Annotated in this window: 9 protein-coding genes; all 9 read left to right on the top strand. The window is 70.9% G+C overall.

Annotated features, from left to right (window positions below; all coding sequences use genetic code 11):
- The first annotated feature begins 223 nt into the window (after window positions 1–223).
- The 9 genes from ABT345_RS20365 (at window position 224) to ABT345_RS20325 (ending at window position 19,693) form a co-directional block, all read left to right on the top strand.
- The gene (locus ABT345_RS20365) at window positions 224–7,048 is read left to right on the top strand and encodes a DEAD/DEAH box helicase (RefSeq protein ID WP_345085411.1); all 6,825 of its coding nucleotides are present in this window, start codon (window positions 224–226) and stop codon (window positions 7,046–7,048) included.
- Window positions 7,045–9,309: a UvrD-helicase domain-containing protein gene (locus tag ABT345_RS20360; RefSeq protein ID WP_345085408.1), complete on the top strand. Its 2,265-nt coding sequence runs from the start codon at window positions 7,045–7,047 to the stop codon at window positions 9,307–9,309. The genes ABT345_RS20365 and ABT345_RS20360 overlap by 4 nt, the downstream gene beginning before the upstream one ends.
- A 718-nt stretch (window positions 9,310–10,027) precedes the next feature.
- Complete coding sequence (locus ABT345_RS20355) at window positions 10,028–11,110, top strand: hypothetical protein (RefSeq protein ID WP_345085405.1); 1,083 nt, start codon at window positions 10,028–10,030, stop codon at window positions 11,108–11,110.
- A gap of 642 nt (window positions 11,111–11,752) precedes the next feature.
- Window positions 11,753–13,711, top strand: a complete 1,959-nt coding sequence (locus ABT345_RS20350; RefSeq protein ID WP_345085402.1) for a CASTOR/POLLUX-related putative ion channel — start codon at window positions 11,753–11,755, stop codon at window positions 13,709–13,711.
- A 129-nt stretch (window positions 13,712–13,840) separates the two neighbouring features.
- The gene (locus tag ABT345_RS20345; protein WP_345085399.1) at window positions 13,841–15,460 is read left to right on the top strand and encodes an adenosine deaminase family protein; all 1,620 of its coding nucleotides are present in this window, start codon (window positions 13,841–13,843) and stop codon (window positions 15,458–15,460) included.
- Window positions 15,461–15,797: 337 nt separating this feature from the next.
- Window positions 15,798–16,778, top strand: a complete 981-nt coding sequence (locus ABT345_RS20340) for a FecCD family ABC transporter permease (RefSeq protein WP_386461559.1) — start codon at window positions 15,798–15,800, stop codon at window positions 16,776–16,778.
- Entirely contained in the window at window positions 16,775–17,833 is a 1,059-nt protein-coding gene (locus ABT345_RS20335; RefSeq protein WP_386461546.1) for a FecCD family ABC transporter permease, read from the top strand. The genes ABT345_RS20340 and ABT345_RS20335 overlap by 4 nt, the downstream gene beginning before the upstream one ends.
- On the top strand, window positions 17,830–18,642 hold the full coding sequence (locus ABT345_RS20330) for an ABC transporter ATP-binding protein (RefSeq protein WP_345085396.1): 813 nt from the start codon (window positions 17,830–17,832) through the stop codon (window positions 18,640–18,642). Before ABT345_RS20335 ends, ABT345_RS20330 begins: the two co-directional genes overlap by 4 nt.
- A gap of 46 nt (window positions 18,643–18,688) precedes the next feature.
- The gene (locus ABT345_RS20325; protein ID WP_345085393.1) at window positions 18,689–19,693 is read left to right on the top strand and encodes an ABC transporter substrate-binding protein; all 1,005 of its coding nucleotides are present in this window, start codon (window positions 18,689–18,691) and stop codon (window positions 19,691–19,693) included.
- The last annotated feature ends 53 nt before the right edge of the window (window positions 19,694–19,746 follow it).

Here is a 19,746-nt window from a genome sequence, read left to right as displayed (position 1 = left end):
GATAAGGCCGCCCTCTACCGGTCATGTTCACCGCTCCCCCCACATCGCCCCACAGGTCCGGAGACTGTACGTGAGTCTGTCGCCGCCGAACGGTGCATTCGAGAGCCACTGGCCAGTCACTGGCCGGAATCATTCGCGATCGGTCATTGCCCGGAGCGATGTCACCGGCTCCGTATACCGTTGACGCAGCTCACCGACCTGGCACGAAGCAAAGGAGAACGTCGTGAGGCCCACGCTGGCCGCCGCGCAGCTACGGGGCAGTCTCACCCAATACCTCACGACGACATACGCGCTCACCGACGAGGACACCCGGCGGGCGCTGGAGCGGTTCCTTGAGCATCCCGAGACCGGGATGTTCCGCGGTCCCTATCTGCGGATCAGGACCCCCTTCCACAAGGCTGGCGCCGGCTGGGAGAAGCACCTGGAGTGGAACCCGGGATTCACCCCGTACCGGCATCAGGCGAAGGCGTACGAGCGGCTGAGCACGCTCCATGGGCCCGCCCTGCCAACGCTGGTCACGACGGGGACGGGTTCCGGAAAGACCGAGTCGTTTCTCGTTCCCGTCCTTGACCACTGCCGCCGCGAGAAGGCCCTCGGCCGGCGTGGGGTCAAGGCCGTGCTCCTCTATCCGATGAACGCGCTCGCCACCGATCAGGCGAGCCGCATCGGTGACTATCTCGCGCAGCCGGACCTGGCCCAGGTGACGGCGGGGCTCTACATCGGCGACCGGCCGGACACCGACTTCCGCCGGGTGATGACGCGGCGCGAGGACATGCGGCAGTCACCGCCTGACCTGCTGATAACGAACTACAAGATGCTCGATCTGCTGCTCCAGCGGACCGAGGACCGCGCGCTGTGGCAGGACTCCAGGATCCAGTACGTCGTGCTGGACGAGTTCCACACCTACGACGGGGCGCAGGGCACGGACGTCGCCATGCTGCTGCGCCGCCTGGCGGCGAACACGGGCCGCAGCGAGCCCGGACGGCCCCTCGGTTCGATCTGCCCGGTGGCCACCTCGGCGACCCTCGGTGAGGGCGGGACCGGGGCCGGCCCCGACTCCATCCTGGAGGTGGCTGCTCAGGTCTTCGGGATACCGTTCTCCCCGGACGCGCTGGTGGGCGAGGAACGGATGACGCCCGAGCAGTTCACCGGACCGGTGAACTACGCGCTGCCCGAACCCCCTTCGCCCGAGGAGGTCATCGCCTGCTCGGGCGGCCCCGATGTGGTCTCCCGTCCGGACAAGCTCGATCTCAACGCCCTGGCGGCACGGATGCTGGGACAGCAGGGCCTGTCCGCCTTCGAGATCGGACGGCTGCTCAAGCAGCACGACTTCACCCAGGGAGCGCTGTCCCTTCTCGACGGGGACCCGCTGAGCGAATGGGAGCTCCGCGACCGCCTCGGCCGGTTCGGGTACACCTGGGGCCGGACCGCCCGTGAGAATCCCCGCCTCGCCCTTGCCGCGCTCGCGCGATTCGTCGCTTTGTTGTCGGCCGCCCGCGATCCGGAGTCGGACGAGCGCCGCCCACGCCCCCTGCTTCACGTGGAGACCCATCTGTGGATCCGGCCGGTCGGCCGGATCGTGCGCGGAGTCGGGCCCGGCAAGCCCGAGTTCCACTGGTACGAGGACGATCACGCTCGGCGCTCCGCCCTGCCCGCGACACCTCCTGAGGGCGATGAGGGGCCCGAAACCGGTCAGATCGGGTACGTGGCGCGCTCACATCGCGCACAGTCAGCGATCGGCGCGGACACGGCCGTACGGCAGGCGAGCATAAGGCTGCCCGCCGTTTACTGCCGCAACTGCGGCCGCTCCGGCTGGGCGGCCGTCTCCCCGGAGGCCGATCCCCAGCAGCTGGTGATGGCCCACAACAAGATCTGGCGCGCCAGCGTGGGGCGGGAGAAGCGGCGGGTCCGCTATTTCATCGCCGCCACGGCCGCAGAGCAGGAGGACACGCTGGCGGTAGTCGGCCAGTCCCGGCCCACGACGGCAGGCGGACAGTCGCCGGCGCTGATCCTGGACGGTGCGCAGGGGACGTACCGGCTACCGGTCGCCCAGGACACCGGAAACCTGCAGGACGCCTGCTTCGTCCTGGCGATCACCGAGAAGAAGACCGCCGACCGGGCCGCCGTCGATCAGCGCTGCCCCGCCTGCGAGACCGACAACGCGATGCGTTTCCTCGGCACTCGGCCGGCCGCCCTGGCGGCAGCGACGGTGACCCAGCTGTTCACCGGGCAGGAGGTCGCGCTCGAAGCGGAGGAGCGCAAGACCCTCCTGTTCAACGACTCGACCCAGGACGCGGCCCACCGCGCGGGTTATGTGGCGAACCGGTCGTTCACGTTCTCACTGCGCTCGCTCCTCGCACGCAACCTGGACGAGTCCGGCACGCCGTCGGCGCTCAACGACCTGATCGGGAACGTGCTCGACTCCGTCGAGGATCCGCAGGCACTCGCCGCCGTCGTCCCGCCCGACCTGTACGACGAACCGGGCGTGGACCGGCTGCTCTCCGGGCGGGGCACGGGCGACCTGCGGACCTGGAAGCTCATCGGAGAGCGGCTCGCCTTCGCCACCGTCATGGAGTTCGGGCTCCGTTCCCGGCAGGGCCGCACCCTGGAGCTGACCCGGACGGCGGCCGCCGAGGTCGTCATCGAGGACCAGCACCGGATCACCGTGCTCGCCCGCGACGTGCACATGGCCCTGCCCGGTCAGCTGCTGGGCACCGGGCTGCCGACGGCCGAGCGCTATCTTGCCTTCGTCCGTGGGCTGCTGGAGCGGATCCGGCTTCGTGGCGGGGTCCGGCACCGGTGGCTGGAACCGTGGATGAAGGACGCCGGGGCGACCCGGTTCAAGATCTGGGGCGGCCGGCCCGACGGCATGCCGGCGTTCCCCGACAGTGTCGCCGCGCCGCGCTTCCTGCTCGACGGCGACAAGGGCAGGTCCGACTTCGACTCGACGACGGCTCGCGCCGGCTGGTACCAGGACTGGGCGCGCCGGTGCCTGGGCCTCGACGCCCCCGGGGCGGCCGAGTACCTCCGCAGGCTGCTGCCTGTCCTCGTCGACGAGGGGCTCCTCGCGGTGCGGACGGCCCAGGACCGGACGATGAAGGTCTATGGCCTGCAGCCCGGCCACATCGAGGTGCGGCTGCTCGAGGACGACATCGTCAACAAGGCCTTCGTCGCTTGTGAGGCGTGCGGCTGGCAGCAGGTGGTGCACCCCTCCCGGCGGACCCGCTGGTACGGCCATCCTTGTCCGCGATACCGATGCCGTGGGCAGATCACCGCGCCGCAGCCGGGCCAGGCCACGGTGCCGTCCTCCGGTTCCACCAGCTTCGGCGGCCCCCGGCCCCGCGACTACCGCGATGACTACTACCGGCACCTGTACAGGACGGGCGGCACCTTCCGTGTGGTCACCGCCGAGCACACCGGCATGCTCACCCGGCCCCAGCGAGAGCGCGTGGAGCGGGCCTTCCGCGACGGCACGCACTACACCGACCCGAACGTGCTGTCGTGCACTCCGACTCTGGAGCTCGGCATCGACATCGGAGACCTGTCCGCCGTCCTGCTGGGGTCGCTTCCGAAGGGCCCTGCCAACTACGTGCAGCGAGCGGGCCGCGCGGGCCGTAAGACGGGCAACGCCCTGGTGGTGGCCTTCGGCGGTCGCCGGGCACGCGACCTGTACTACCTCGACGAACCGCGGGAGATGATCGCCGGGGACATCGTGCCGCCCGGCTGTTACCTCTCCGCCGTGGAGATCCTCCGCCGTCAGTACACGGCGCACCTTCTGGACCTCGCGGCCCGGGGCCGGCTCACGACGAGCGATGGTGAGCCGCTGCAGCCCGCGCCGCGCCTGGTGTCGGCGCTGTTCGGCAATACGGCCTGGTGCCAGGAGCTCACGGACGCGGCCCTCGCCCATGGCGCCGTGCTCGTCGAATCGTTCCTGGACCTCTTTCCCTCCCTTCCCGGCCGGCCGGACACCGGGGTCTCCGAGCAGGCCGCCGAGGAGCTGCGCACGTACGCGTGCGGTGGCATCGTGCGCGCGCTCCAGGAGGCCGAGGAGGAATGGACCGGGCGCGGTGAGGAACTCCGGCGCCGGATCCACGCCATCGACACGGCGATGGACCAGCTCGTGCGCAGCGATCCCGAGCAGGAACGCGAATGGCGCGAGTTGCGCGCCGAGCGCTACGCGACGGGCAACCTGCTGCGCGACCTGAACCAGACCAGTGCCCACGGAGCTCTCGTCGAGCTCGGGCTCCTGCCCAACTACACGCTCTCGGACACCACCACCCAGCTGGAGGCCACCCTCTACTGGACCGAGCAGCCCGAGGCCGAAGGGACCAAGAAGACCTACCACAGCGAGGTCCGGGACTACGAACGCGCACGCCGGTCCGCGCTGTCCGAGCTGGCGCCCGGAAACAGTTTCTACGTCAACGGCTACAAGCACGTCGTCCGGGCCCTGGACATCGGCAGTCCGGAGCGTCGTGCCTGGTCGGTGTGGCGGCTGTGCCCCGCCTGCGGCTACGTCCGCACGGAGAACGCCCAGGCCGATGCCTCGCCCTGCCCCCGGTGCGGCGGGCGGGAGATCGCCGACGCCGGCTGTGTCCAGCGCGTTCTCGAACCGAAGCGGGTCATGTCGCGCGACAAGCGGGACGACGCCCGGGTCCGCGACGACAAGGACGAGCGCGACAGCAGGCGGTACGCCGTCCTCACCACCGTGGACATCGACCCGGTGCACCTGGCCACGGGCTCCTGGCGCCACGACACCGCCGTCTTCGGGGTCGACTTCACCCGCCAGGCGGTGGTGCGCACGCTGAACCTGGGCCTCGACCGCCAGGACGGCAGCAGCACCGTGCCCCTCGCCGGGGCCGACGTACGGATCAATCCGTTCTACGTCTGCACGAGCTGCGGCGGCGCCACCTCCGAGGGGCGCCCGGTCGTGGACCACCACCAGGACGCACTGACCGAATCCCTTGCCGCGGCGACCAGGGCCAGCGCTCACCACCAGCTGTGGTGCCCGCGCCGCAAGGTCCGTACGAGCACCCCGGAAGGGCAGGGGAAGGGGGAGGACGTCCCCCTGCTCCTGGCCCACGAGCTGACCACCGAGGCCGTCCGTGTCCTGCTCCCCGCGTCGGTCGCCCGTGTCAAGGAACGCCTCGCGTCCTTCACCGCCGCCCTGTTCGTGGGCATCGCCGCACGCTACGGCGGCGATCCGGACCACATCGACATCACCGCCGCGTCCATGCCCGACGGCAACGACCCGGAATGGCCTCGCCGCTTCCTCGTCGTTTACGACCGTCTGCCGGGCGGCACCGGCTACCTGCACCGGCTCGCCTCCTCCGACGGCTTCCGCGAAGTACTGCTGAGGGCTCGCGAGGTGATCGACAGCTGCCCGTGCATCGAGAAGGGCCTCGACGGCTGCCATCGCTGCCTGCTGCGCCGCGTACCCGCCGGCGACTACGACAAGGTCAGCCGCAACGAGGTCCGGCAGATGTTCGACGAGCTGCTGGGAGCCGATGGCAGTGACTGGGCCACCTCACCGGTCGCCGCCACCCACCAGATCCCGTTGGAACGACAGGCCGAGAGTGATCTTGAGGTCATGTTCCTGGAGACCTTGGGCGAATGGGCGAAGCAGCCCTCGGCCAAGGCCAGCGCGGACGCCTACACGACCACGGCCGGAACGTACTCGCTGGACCTGCGGCTGACCGGCACCGACGGGGCCACCGTCAGCTGGCGCGTCTCCCAGCAGCGGGTCCTCAACGGCACCCGCCCCGACGTCCTCTTCGAACGCACGGACGCACCCGGTCCGCGGATCGCGCTCTACCTCGACGGATACGAGTTCCATGCCGGGCCGAAACACAAGGACAGGCTGGCCGACGACGCCGTCAAGCGCACCCGGCTGCGCGCCGACGGAGTGCGGGTCTTCCAGCTCACCTACTACGACGTGAAGGAGTGGCGGACCTGGGTCCGTGACACGGGCTACGCGGGCACCGGGCCGGAGCACCCCGTCTGGGTGCCGTACGGCGAGCAGGGCCAGAAGCGTGCCCGTGACTACTACGCGGGTGTGCATGGCGGCCTGCCGGGCGAGCTGTCCGCGAACCTCTGGGTCAATCCGGCGGACCTTCTGATCGCTCATCTGCGTGCCCCGGACGCCTCCTTGTGGCAGCAGCGCGCCGAGGCCGCCGTCGCGGGGCTGCTGGGCGCCGGAGCCCACATCGCCGCTCTGCACCCTCTAGCGGTCGGCGAACAACTCCTCGGCGCCCTGCGGGGCGGCGCCCCGCAGGGGCCCAGGGGACCGGTGCAGCTGCTCTCAGCGGTCGACGCCGCAGGATGCGTGATCACCGCTGCCGCGGACGGTCGACACCGGCCGCCGATGTGGACCGCACTGACCCTGCTCGACGACAGCGACCGGGCTCTCTCGGACGAGGCCGGGCACAAGCGGCGCTGGCAGGGCTGGCTCTACTGGAGCAATGTGCTGCAGTTCCTGGAGCACGGAGGCGGTGACAGTGTCCAGTTGACGACCAGCCTGCTGGAAGGCTTCACCGTCGACGGCCTCGCCGTCACCGGAGGCTCGGGCTGGCTCGAATCCCAGCGGGCCGAGCGGCCGGCCGCTGTGACGGCGAGCCTCACCGGAGACGTTGCGGAAAAGCCTGACCCGGTCATCCCCACGGCTCAGCCGGCCAAGCCCTCCGACACGGCTCATGACACCGGCTGGGAGCAGGTACTGGAGTTCCTCGACCCCGATGAACCCGGCCTGCTCCCACTCAGCCAGGGGCTTCGCGCTCTGGGCGTGATACCGCCGGAAGCCGGCTACGAGCTGGACGAGCACGGCTGGATGGCCGAACTCGCCTGGCCCTCCGCCCGGATCGCCGTGGTGACGGCCCACCGGCCGGCCGACGGGGAGCGGGATCACGACGCGGAGGACCGGGACAGGGCCTTCGCCTCGGCAGGCTGGCTGATCCGCACAGCCGCCTCCTGTACCCCCATGGACATCAAGGACCTCCTCGCCGCGGCGGAGGGCGAAGACACGGGCACGAACGACGGAGGCCAGCAGCGATGACGACCACGGGCGTGACCCTGCGTCTGCTCGACAAGGCGGACAAGGAGATCCTGAGACTGCCGCGTGCGGTCAAGGGCGCGATCTACGACTTCCAGCACAAGTTTAAGGAGAACCCGCAGCTCCGGGGTCTGCGGCTGAAGCAGCTGGAGGGCCACGACCGGCTCTGGTCGGCCCGCGTCAACGACGAGTACCGGGTTCTGCTGCTGCATCTGGCGGACACCGACTGGCTCATCGTCTCCGTCAAGCATCGCAAGGAGGCGTACGAGAAGCTCGACCGGCTCTCGTACGGCATCAACCGGATCACCGGCGGCATCGAGTACGTCAACCTCCAGATCGTCGAGGAGAGCGTCCGCGGCCAAGCGGCGACTCCCAGGCCCACCACCGCCGCTCACACCGAGCCCTCCCCGGCACCCGCGCCCGCGCCCGTCCCGTTGTTCGCCGCGTTCTCCGACGAGCAGCTCACCGATCTCGGCGTCGCGGGACCGCTCGTCCCGGTCGTCCGGACCCTGACCACCGAGGATCAGCTCCTCGGCCTGGCGGAGTACGCCCCTCAGCTCACCTCGGAAGTCCTGCTCGCGCTCCACGACGGTGCGTCGTACAACGTGGTGCTGGAGCAGATCACCCGTCCCGTCTCCGCACCGGACCCGGTCGACACCGATGACTTCCGGGCCGCCGCCGAGCGGCCGGCCACCATGGTCACAACGACGGACGAGGCGCTGCGCGAAGCCCTGGAGGGCGGCGACTTCGGTCGGTGGAAGGTGTTCCTCCACCCGACCCAGTCCCGGCTCGTCGAACGCGAGTACTCAGGCCCCGCCCGGGTGGGGGGCGGTCCGGGCACGGGCAAGACCATCGTGGCCCTGCACCGGGTCAAGCACCTGGTGGACCGGCTGCCTCCCGGCTGTCACAAGCCCGTCCTCCTCACCACGTACAACAAGAACCTTGCCGCCGACCTGAGGTCCCGGCTGCTCCAGCTGGGCGATGAAGATCTGCTGGCGCGCGTGGAGATCAGCCACGTCGACCAGCTCGCGCTGCGCGTCGTCCGCGAGGCCGAGCCCGGGAGCGCCAAGCAGACGCTCGACGAGAGTCAGGCTCTCCGCGAGTGGCGTGCCATGCTCGACGAGCTGGGCGAAACCGGGTGGGACGCCCAGTTCCTGCACGACGAGTGGTCGCAGGTCATCCTGGGCCAGGCCGTCGTCTCCCGGACCGAATACTTCCGCGCGCGCCGAGCCGGCCGGGGCAAGAACATCTCGCGGGCCGAGCGCGCAGAGATCTGGCAGCTCGCGGAGCGGTTCACTCAGCGACTCGACCGCCTCGGACGGCAGACCTGGGAACAGGTCGCCGAGCGCGCGGCGCGGCTGGAGATGGACCGCGAGCAGCGGATCCAGGCTGTCGAGCGTCAGCGCGAGGAGGCGGGCGGTCTCGACAACGTCCATCTTCAGGCCGGGTCAGCGGGATGGCTGCGGCACCGCTTCCAGCACATCGTCGTCGACGAGGCACAGGACCTGAGGGCCGCTCACTGGAAGCTGCTGCGGGCGATGGCGCCGCGCGCCGCCAACGACATCTTCCTCGTGGGCGACACCCATCAGCGCATCTACGGTAACCAGGTCACGCTGGGAAGCCTCGGCGTCCACATCCGCGGCCGCTCGGCCAAGCTGACATTGAGCTACCGGACGACCCGGCAGATCCTCGGCTCCGCACTCGGTGTGCTCAGCGGCGAGAGCTTCGACGACCTGGACGGCAGCACCGAGGACCTGGCCGGGTACAGGTCTGTCCTGACCGGAAGTCTTCCGCACTTGCACGGCTGCGACGACTGGGAGTCCGAGCAGGAGTCGATCGCCGCGCTCCTCGCCGACTGGATCGCCCTGCCGACGCCACCCGGACAGATCGCTGTCTGCGTTCCGACCAACGCCATGGCAAGCGAGCTGGCTTACACCCTTCTCGCCCACAAGGGGATCAAGGCCGTCGAGATCGGCCCCGAGGGCCCGCGTGGAGACGAAGGTGTCCACATCGGCACGATGTTCCGGTTCAAGGGACTCGAGTACCAGCGCATGGTCATCGCGGGGGTTCGGGACGGACTTGTGCCCCGGGAGGCGGTCACCCGTCTACGGAGGGACGATGCCGTCCGATACCGGCGCGAGCTCCAGCGGGCCCGCTCACTCCTCTTCGTCGCGGCCACCCGGTCCCGAGACAGCCTCGCCATCTTCTGGCACGGCCGTCCGAGCCCGTTCCTCGAACCTCTCATGCGGTTGCCCGCTTCATGAACACCCCGGGCGGCTGAGCCTCCCTGGAGCAGGAGAGCCTCGGGGGTGACTCAGCCGCCCCGTTCTGCGGGGCGTACGTGTGCTGGCCGCGGACCCGGCGATGGCGGAGCGTCGCCGCCAGGCGTTCGAGAACGTTGCGAAGCTGATGCAGTCCTTCAAGAAGGCCGACGACGAGATCATGCAGTGGTGTATCCGACTGTCATGGAGATGGAGGCGCAATACACATAGCGCGCGAAGCTCAGCGGCTGAAGGCCCCAACCGAAGCCGCTGGCCTTCTCGCCGGCAGCATGTAGAGGCGAATTGACGGCAAAGGTAAAGATCGCCGCCCGCCCGGACACCCACTTGATGGCAGCATGCAGCTGCCATAGATCACTTCGAGTCGAAGGTGGTCCCATTGGATCGGCAGGTCAACGAACGGCAGCTCTCGGTACTGCAGTGGGTGGGAGCCGGGTGCCCCGTCGGCGTATGGGAAACCAGCTCTTACAAGACCACGTGCCAGGCACTGCAGAACCGGGGCCTGGTCACGGTCTCCCGGAAGGGTGGCCAGTGGAGCGTCGCCCTGACGACCGCTGGCCAGTATTACCTGGCGCACGGCACCTACCCTCCCCGCAGGTCTCGCCCACGGAAGCCCCAGGTCGCCACTCCGCAACCGCGGCCCACCCGAGCCCTGGAGACTCCGGCAGCCGGGCGAAAGCCAAGCCCTCCCCGACAGCCTCGCGTGACGTTCACGGAGCAGTTGCTGCAAGAGCTCACGGAGGCCGGCGGCCGGGTCGTCAAGAGCGGCGGCGGTCCAGGCTCCGCGAACTGGCCGTCCCGCATCGCTGCTGCGCGCAGGTCGGGAAAGATCCCGGAGACGAAGGAGCTGCACGGGAGCTGGTGCCGTGGCGGGTACGAGATCACGCTCGTCGACATCCCTGCCTGGCGTCTGGCGGCTCTCCAGCCCGTACCCGTGCCCTCGCGGCTCACGCGGCCGCACACCGTGGTCCGGGCCATACAGAACGAACCCCGGCCGCTGGGCCTGACCAAGTCCGTCCAGGGACGTACCCTCCGGCTTATCCAGGCTCTGATCACCGCCGCTGAGGCCGAAGGACATTCCAGTTCGGCAGGACAGACCGGCTTCGCACCCCCGTCTCATCGCCGCCGCAGGGCATCTCCCCACTTCACCATCACCGCTCAGGGACAGGCTGTGGGGTTCCTCGTCCTCCAGGAGCAGGACCGGACCGAGCACGTCGCCACCGAGAAGGAACTGGCCGAGGCCAAGAAGAACTCCTGGATCAAGATCCCCCGCTTCGACCACACCCCGTCCGAACGCCTCCGCTTCGTCCTCAGCGGCGGCCAGCCGCACCGGGCGAGCGAATGGGCCGACATCCCCGGACGCTCCCTCGAAGACCAGCTCGCCGAGATCACGCAGGAGGTCACGCTTCGCGGCAACGCCGCCGAACGCAGACGTCTTGACGAGATCGAAGCAGCGCGTCAGAAACGCGTCCGCTGGGAAGCCGCTATGGAAAAAGCGCGCGTCCAGTACGCCGAGGCGTACCGCGTCAGGCGCTTCGAGGCGCAGGAAGCGGCATGGCGCCACGCCATCCGACTGACGGAGTACGTGAGCGCCGTACGCACCCGGGTCGAGGCCATGCCCCCAGGTCAGGCCAGGACCGAAGCCGAAGCATGGATCGACTGGGCAGCAGCCCACGTTGAGTGCCTCGACCCTCTCAACACACCGCCCCGGCTGCCCGACATCCCCGAACCACGAGCCGACGATCTCAGGCCCTTTCTCGGGAACTGGAGCCCGTACGGCCCGTGACCCACCACGTACCGGACACCCACCTAGGGCATAGACCGACCGCCAGTCACGCGGCTCCCAGGCCCCAGGATCTTCACCGGCCGCTAGTCGTTCGATATGCACGCGCTGACGTTCGTTCACGGCGGATCACCGATGCACGAACGTCAGCCCACACCGCGCCCGCACTCCCTGCGTAGGGCCGAAAGAGTGGCTGCGCGCATCGGAGTTCTCTGGGACTTTTCTGGGACTTCCAGCCGCATCAACAGGCACGAGCGCGAAACAGCCGAAAGGCCATTCCTACAGGTCAGCGACCAGCGACCGCCCATTGCAGCAGGTCATCGCGTCCGCTGGTCCCTTCCGGGATATCTGACCCCCACCGCACCGACTCCGGCGCCCCACCCCACCACGCCCCCGCGTCCCGCCATTCCCTGGACGCGGGGGCGCGGCCGTCGCCCGTGCGGCTCGATCGCGCCGCATCCGGTTCGGGCCACCCCGCCTACCGCAGATCGTCCCCGCCCTTGGCTTGAATTCGTCGAAAGGTCCCTGAACGGGTCAATCAGGCTCTCAACTTCCTTGCTTCGTACCGGATGACGGTTAACTGATCACGCAAGTATGAAAGTGCCGGAGCGCGGGGGCAGCCGGTTGCGTGAGGGAGTTTTTCAGGTGGGCAGAAAACTGCGGGGTCTTCGGGGCCGGTTGCGGTACTGGTTCGACGGGACGATGGACCGGGGGACGCCCGCGCTGATCGGCTGGCTGGGGCTCGCCTCGGTGGTGTTGATCGCGGCGGTGACCTCGCTGGTGGTGCTCTTCACCGATGAGGACACGGAGAAGAACGGCGGCTGGCTCGGTGTCGTCTGGATGAGCGTGCTGCGCACGCTCGATCCCGGGACGATGGGCGGCGACACCGGCGGTCCGGTCTTCCTCGGGTTGATGCTGATCGTGACGATCGGCGGGATCTTCATCGTCAGTGCCCTGATCGGTGTGCTGACGACCGGACTGGAGGCGCGGATCGAGGAGTTGCGGCGCGGGAAGTCGCGGCTGGTCGAGCGCGGGCACACCGTGGTGCTGGGCTGGTCGGAGCAGGTGTTCACGGTGCTCGCGGAGCTGGTGGAGGCCAATCAGAGCGAGCGGCGCTCGTGTGTGGTGATCCTCGCCGACCGGGACAAGGTCAAGATGGAGGAGGAGATCCGCCGCCGGATCCCCGAGACCGGGCGTACCCGGGTGATCTGCCGCTCCGGCAGCCCGTTGCAGCGGCAGGACCTGGAGCTGGTGAGCCTGGACGCGGCCAAGTCCGTCATGGTGCTGCCGCCCGTCGGGGACGACAGCGACACCGAGGTCATCAAGGTGCTGCTGCTCCTCAACAGCCGGGAGTGGCGGGGCGAGCGGCCCAACATCGTGGCGGCGGTGCAGAGTTCGCCGAACCTGGCGGCGGCGCGGCTGGCGGCCGGGGACTCCGCGCTGGTCATCGACGCCGACGACATCGCCGTCCGGCTGATCGTGCAGTCGCACCGGCAGTCCGGTCTGTCGACCGTCTTCAACGAGCTGCTCAGCTTCGAGGGGAACGAGATCTATCCGTATCCCGCGGGGCCGCTGGCGGGTGGCACCTACGGCGAGACGCTCAACGGGTTCGAGCTGGGCGTTCCGGTCGGGCTGCGCCGGGAGAACGGGGAGGTGCAGGTCAACCCGCCGATGGATGCGGTGGTCGCGGGCGGGGACGAGATCCTGGTGATCGCGGAGGACGATCTGCTGATCCGGCGGGCGCAGACCCGGCCGGATCTCGTCGCGGAGGCGATGACCACGGGCAGCGGCGGGGAGTCCACGCCCGACCACACGCTCGTCATCGGCTGGAACTCCCGGGCGGCGAAGATCATCACGCTGCTGGACCGGCTGGTGGAGCCCGGCTCGCTGATCGACGTCGCGGCGCCGCGCGAGCCCGCGGCGCTGCCCCGGGAGGGACTGGAGAACCTCGCCGTCGGCTTCCGGCGCTGCGAGCCGACGCACCGGCCGTCGCTGGAGGCGCTGGGGCTGGACCGCTACCGGCACATCATCGTGCTGACCGACGACGACATCGGCTCCGACCGCGCCGACGACCGCACGCTGGTGACGCTGCTGCACCTGCGGGACATCGCCACCCGCACCGGCACCCCGTACTCGATCGTCACGGAGATGAACAGCGACGCCAACCGGGAGATCGCGCAGGTCACCAAGGCGGACGACTTCATCGTCAGCACCAAGATCATCAGTCTGCTGCTGACCCAGCTGGTCGAGGACCGGCATCTGCACGCCGTCTTCAGCGACCTCTTCGACCCCGAGGGGTCGGAGATCTACCTCAAGCCCGCCGGCGGCTATCTCACACCGGACGCACCGGCCAACTTCGCCACGGTCATCGAGGCGGCCCGGCAGCGCGGTGAGACCGCCATCGGCTACCGCCGCGCGGACGAGAGCGACACCCCGCCCGGGTACGGCGTCGTCCTCAATCCGCCCAAGGGCGCGCCGCTTTCGCTGCGGGCGGACGATGCGGTCGTGGTGCTCGCCGAGACCGGGCGGATCTCCGCGCCGGTGCCCGCGGCCCGTAAGGAGCCGGGCCGGGAGGGCGTCGGGGCGCAGGCGTCCCGCGACTGAGCCGGAGCCCGTTCCGTAGCGGCCCCGTTCCCGGAATCCTTGGGGACGGGGCCGTTCACTGTCACCCACTCGGGTGATGGGAAGGCCGGAACCTGACGCCGCGGGCCGGGCGGCCACGATCATGCGGAGGTGACTTCTGCGAATACTCCGGGCCGCCGCCGGCCCCGCACCCCTGTCGTCGCCGGAATCGGCGCCCTCGCCCTGGTGTCCACGCTGACCGCCGGGCCCGCCGCGCACGCCGACGCCTCCTCCGCGGGCGGCGCGCGCGCCGCGGCCCCCGCCGTCCGTCCGATGACCGCGACGGAGCGGGGCACGGACGCCTATCTGACCGCCATCCGCCGCGACCCGGGCGCGCTGCGAACCTTCTTCCGGCAGCTGCCGAAGGGAGGTGATCTGCACAACCACCTGTCCGGCGCGGTCACCCCCGAGTACCTCATCGGGCAGGCGACCCAGGACGGTCTGTGCATCGAGACCGCCACGATGACCGCCGTCGCCCCGCCGTGCGGGCCCGGCGCCCGGCCCGCCGCCGACGCCCGCCGCGACCGCGCCTTCCACGACGCGATCGTGCGCGCCTGGTCCATGCAGGACTTCCCCGCGGACGGCAACGGCCACGACCACTTCTTCGACGCCTTCGGCAAGTTCGGCGAGGTGACCTGGCGCCACCGCGGCGAGCAGCTGGCCCAGGTGGCCAACACCGCTGCCGCGCAGCACCAGTTCTACGTCGAGACGATGGTCACGCCCGCGTCCGACGAGGCGAAGAAGCTGGCCGACGCGGTCGGCTGGGACGACGACTTCGCGGCGCTCCACCACAAGCTGGTGGCCGGCGGCCGGCTCGACCGCGTCATCGCCCGGGCGCGCCAGGAGGCGGACGACGCGGACACCGAGTTCCGCGCCACCGCGCACTGCGGCACCGCCCGCGCCGAGCCGGCCTGCCGGCTGCCCGTCCGCTGGGTCTCCCAGGTGTCCCGGGGCAGCGCGCCGGAGCGGGTCTTCACGCAGATGGCCGTCGGAATGCGGCTGGCCGAGCGCGACCGGCGCTTCGTCGCGATCAACCTCGTCCAGCCGGAGGACGGGGAGCGGGCGCTGCGCGACTACCGTCTGCAGATGCGCATGCTGAAGTATCTGCGCGGGGTCTACCCCAAGGCCCATGTGACGCTGCACGCCGGTGAGTTGTGGCCCGGGCTGGTGAAGCCGCAGGAGCTGAAGTTCCACATCCAGGAGGCGGTGGACGTCGCCGGCGCCGAGCGGATCGGGCACGGTGTGGACCTCGTCCACGAGGACCGCTGGCAGCGCACCGCCCGCACCATGGCGGACCGGGAGATCCCCGTGGAGGTGCCGCTGACCAGCAACGCCCAGATCCTCGGGGTCCGCGGCGCCGCCCATCCCTTCGCGACCTACCGCGCGTTCGGCGTGCCCGTCGTGCTGTCCACCGACGATCCGGGCATCAGCCGGACCGACATCAGTCACGAGTACGCGTACGCCGCCCGGACCTACGGCCTGTCGTACGCGGAGCTGAAGGACCTCGCCCGCGCGTCCCTGAAGTACGGCTTCCTGCCGGGGGCCGATCTGTGGCGGGGCAACCCCACCCGTGACGGCTACCGCACCGTCGACGCCTGCGGCGGGGTGCGCCCCGGCAGTCCGGCGCCGGGCGCGGAGTGCCGCCGACTGCTCGACGCCAGCCCGAAGGCGGCCGCGGAGTGGCGCCAGGAGGGCGCCTTCCAGCGTTTCGAGCGGAGCTTCCGCCGCTGATCCCCGCACCCGGTACCTGTCGCCACGCTCCCGTCCGCCGCGCGACGACAGGAGTTTGACGACAACCCCGAGGCGGCCGCCGGTTCCGGACCGGCGGCCGCCTTCGCGTTGCCGGCCCGGGGGCGGCGGCGGGGCGTGCTTACGCGGAGGTCCGGGAATCGGGGGTGATGTCCGATGTGCCGGTGAGACGGCCGCGGGGCAGAAGCGGACGTTTCCCCGGATCCCCGGCTCCCCACTTGCGTCTTTAGGTTTGCCTAACCTAATGTCACGACGCGTGTTGACGACCAAACCCCCTGCGACGGGGGCCCGTTCGGGGCCCGCGCGGGCCCTTCCGCCGCTGCTGCGGCGCCTGGCCCTGGTGGCCGCCGGGCTCGCCGCGCTGGCGCTCTGCGCCGCCCTCAGCCTCGCCTGGGGCACCCGTTCCGTGCCGCTGTCCACCGTGCTGGACGCCCTGACCGGCACCGCCCACGGCCGCGACGCGCTGGTGATCACCGGACTGCGGCTGCCACGCACCCTGGTGGGGCTCGCGGTCGGCGCGGCGCTCGGCGTCGCCGGGGCCGTCGTTCAGGGCATCACCCGCAATCCGCTGGCCTCCCCCACCACCCTCGGCATCAACGCCGGTGCGGGCTTCGCCGTCGTCACCGCCATCTACGCGCTCCATCTGACCCGGCCGGGCCAGTACGTCTGGTTCGCGTTCGCGGGCGCCGCGGCCGCCGCGCTCTTCGCCCAGGCGCTGGCGCGGCGGGCCGGGGACCTCGATCCCGTCCGGCTCGCGCTGGGCGGCACGGTGCTCCAACTGGTGCTGCTGTCCTGGACGTCGACGGTGATGCTGGCGAGCCGCCGCACCCTGGACGAGGCGCGGTTCTGGCTGGCCGGATCGCTCGCCGAACGGCCGCTGTCGGTGCTGCTGCCGGTGCTGCCCACGCTGGTGATCGGCCTGGTCGTGGCGCTCGCGATCACCCCGGCGCTCAACGCGCTGGCGCTGGGCGACGATTCCGCTCAGGCGCTGGGCGTGCCGGTGGCGAAGATCCGGCTGGCCGGCGGGCTCGCGGTGGTGCTGCTGGCGGGCTCCGCCGTCGCCGTCGTCGGGCCGATCGCGTTCATCGGGCTGGCCGCGCCGCATCTGGTGCGGCAACTGTTCGGCTCCGACCACCGGATGCTGGTGCCCGCCTGTCTGGTCGCCGGTCCGCTGCTGCTGCTCACCGCGGACATCCTCGGGCGTGTGGTGATCCGCCCCTCCGAACTCCAGGTCGGCATCGTCAGCGCCTTCCTCGGCGCGCCGCTGCTCGCCCTGCTGGCCCGGAAGGCGGCGCGGTGAGCGACGTACGAGAACGTCCCCAGGCGCCGGAGCGTCCGGCGGCCCGGCGGGTGCACGGGCCGCGGCGCACCCTGCTGCTGCTCGTGGTCGCCGCGGTGGCGCTGCTCGCGCTGGCCACCGCGTCCGTGGCGGTCGGTGAGATCCCGCTCGGTCCGGTGGTGGCGCTCAAGGGGCTGCTCGGTCTGGGCGAGCGGGCCGATGTGGTCGTGGTGCAGCAGTTCCGGGCGCCGCGGATGGCCGCGGCGGTCGTCGCCGGGATCGGTCTGGCGGTCGCCGGGGCGCTGCTCCAGCGGCTGTTCCGCAACCCGCTGGCCTCGCCGGATGTGATGGGCGTGACCGGCGGGGCGTCCTTCGGGGCGGTCGCGATGCTGGCCGCCGGGGCGCCGCAGGCCCTGATCCCGCCCGCCGCGCTCGGCGGCGGGCTGCTGGCCGCCGTGCTGCTGGGCGCGTTCGCCTGGCGGTCGGGCGCCGGGGTGACCCGGCTGGTGCTGGTCGGCCTCGCCGTCCAGGCGGGGCTGTCGGCCGCGGTGAACTTCATGGTCGTCCGCTTCCCCACCGAACTGGCCGGCTCCGCCCTCCAGTGGACCACCGGCTCGGTCTACGGCCGGACCTGGGCCGAGGTCGGCGCCGCCGGAGGCGCGGTGGCCCTCGCGCTGGCCGTGGCGTTCGCGCAGCACCGGCGGCTGGCCGTGCTGGACCTCGGCGACGACTCGGCCGGTGCGCTGGGCCTCAAAACCTCCGCCGCCCGCCTGCAGATCCTGGTCACCGCCATCGCGCTGGCGTCGCTGGCGGCGGCGCTGACCGGCCCGGTCGCCTTCGTCGCGCTGGCCGTGCCGCATCTGGTGCGGTTCCTGGCCGGGCCGCCGACCGCGGCCACCCTCGCCCTCACCGGTCTGGCCGGTGCCGTTCTGCTGCTCGCCGCCGATCTGGTGGCGCAGTACCTGCTGCCGGTCAGCGGGCTGCCGGTCGGGGTGGTCACCGCCACCCTGGGGGCGCCCTGGCTGCTGGTGTTGATGATCCGTCAGAGCAGTTCCGTCCACAGGAGTGCCCGATGACCGCCGACCGGCTCGCCACCCACGGCCTCGATCTGCGCTACGGCGACCGGCTGATCGTCGGCGGCCTCGACCTGGAGCTGCCGGGCGGCGCCGTCACCGCCGTCGTCGGGCCCAACGCCTGCGGCAAGTCCACCCTGCTACGGGGTCTTACGCGGCTGCTCGCACCGGCCGCCGGAACCGTCACCCTCGACGGCTCCGACATCCACCGGATGTCCGCGAAGGCGCTGGCGCTGCGCATGGGGCTGCTGCCGCAGCAGCCCGTCACGCCCGAGGCGATCACCGTCGAGGCGCTGGTCCGGCTCGGCCGCTACCCGCACCAGAAGCTGCTCAGCCCCTGGTCGGCGAAGGACCAGGCGGCGGTGGACGCGGCGCTGGCCCGCACCGGCACCGACGTGCTGCGCGACCAGAGCGTCGACCAGCTCTCCGGCGGGCAGCGGCAGCGGGCCTGGATCGCGCTGGCGCTCGCCCAGGACACCGATCTGCTGCTGCTCGACGAGCCGACCACCTTCCTGGACCTGCGCCATCAGCTCGACGTCCTCGATCTCGTCGCCGAACTGCACGCCGAGGCCGGCCGGACCGTCGTGATGGTCCTGCACGACCTCGGCCAGGCCGCCCGCTACGCCGATCACCTCGTCGTCCTCAAGGACGGACGCCTCGCCGCGTCCGGCGCGCCCGCCGACGTGCTGGACGCGGAGCTGGTCCGGTCCGTGTTCGGCGTGGAGTGCCGGGTGATCCCGGACCCGGAGACCGGCACCCCGCTGGTCGTCCCGCTGGGCCGGGCCGCCCGGCGCGGCGCCGTGCACGCCTGACCCGCCCCCCGTATCCCGTACACCGCCGACCGAGGAAGACACACTCATGGTCAACAGATCCCTGCCGCGCGGCCGTCGCCGGTTCGCCGCCGCGCTGCTCGCCACCGTCCTGGGCACCGTCTCGCTCGCCGCATGCGGCGGCTCCGGCGACGCCGGGGCGAAGGACACCGCGGGCGGTGCCTTCCCCCGTACCGTCAAGACCGCGATGGGGGACGTGACCGTCCCGTCGAAGCCGAAGCGGGTCGTGGTGCTGGACACCGGTGAGCTGGACGACGTCACGATGCTCGGCGTCGACCCGGTCGGCGCGGTCTCGCCGCACATGAAGACCGAGGGCGGCTTCCCGAACTACCTGAAGTCGGAGATCGGCGGCGTCACCGACGTCGGGCCGCTGCTCGAACCCAACCTGGAGAAGATCGCGAGCCTGCGGCCCGATCTGATCCTGTCGTCGAAGGTCCGCCACGAGAAGGTCTACGACAAGCTCAAGGCGCTCGCGCCGACCGTCTTCACCGAGACGACCGGCGGCCCCTGGAAGGCCAACCTCAAGGTCCACGCCCGCGCGCTGGGCCTGGAGAAGAAGGCCGACGCGGCGATGGCGAGCTACCAGGAGCGCGCCCGCCACCTGGGCGAGGCCATCCGCAAGAAGAACCACGGCACCATGCCGACCGCCTCGGTGGTCCGCTTCATCGCCGGACCGACCCGCCTCTACCAGCGGTCGTCGTTCAGCGGTGTGGTCCTCGACGACATCGGGCTGAAGCGGCCCGCCTCGCAAGCCTCCACCGACCCGGACAAGACGATGGCCGACGTCGGTCCGGAGGAGATCGACCGCGCCGACGCGGACCTGGTGTTCGTCACCGTCGCGGACGTGCCGGAGAAGACCCAGCGCAAGGAGGTCACCTCCAACCCGGTCTGGAAGAGCCTGTCCGCCGTGAAGAACGACAAGGTCTTCGAGGTCCCGGACGAGACGTGGATGTCCGGCATCGGCATCCAGGCGGCCGAGCACATGCTCGCCGACGTCGCCAAGGCCGCGGGCGTTCCGCTGCCGCCGAAGTGACCTGACGGGGCGGGCGGTTCACGTCCCCGGACCGCCCGCCCCGCTCCCCTCCC

Source organism: Streptomyces sp. NPDC000404 (assembly GCF_040300365.1).
GTDB lineage: Bacteria > Actinomycetota > Actinomycetes > Streptomycetales > Streptomycetaceae > Streptomyces > Streptomyces ramulosus.
The sequence above is the reverse complement of the archived record's forward strand: the minus strand, read 5'-3'. Positions and strand labels throughout refer to the sequence as shown.

Coding starts and splice junctions, on each gene's coding strand:
- ABT345_RS20325 (WP_345085393.1), top strand. CDS start 18,689: ATGGTCAACAGATCCCTGCCGCGCGGCCGTCGCCGGTTCGCCGCCGCG.
- ABT345_RS20360 (WP_345085408.1), top strand. CDS start 7,045: ATGACGACCACGGGCGTGACCCTGCGTCTGCTCGACAAGGCGGACAAG.
- ABT345_RS20330 (WP_345085396.1), top strand. CDS start 17,830: ATGACCGCCGACCGGCTCGCCACCCACGGCCTCGATCTGCGCTACGGC.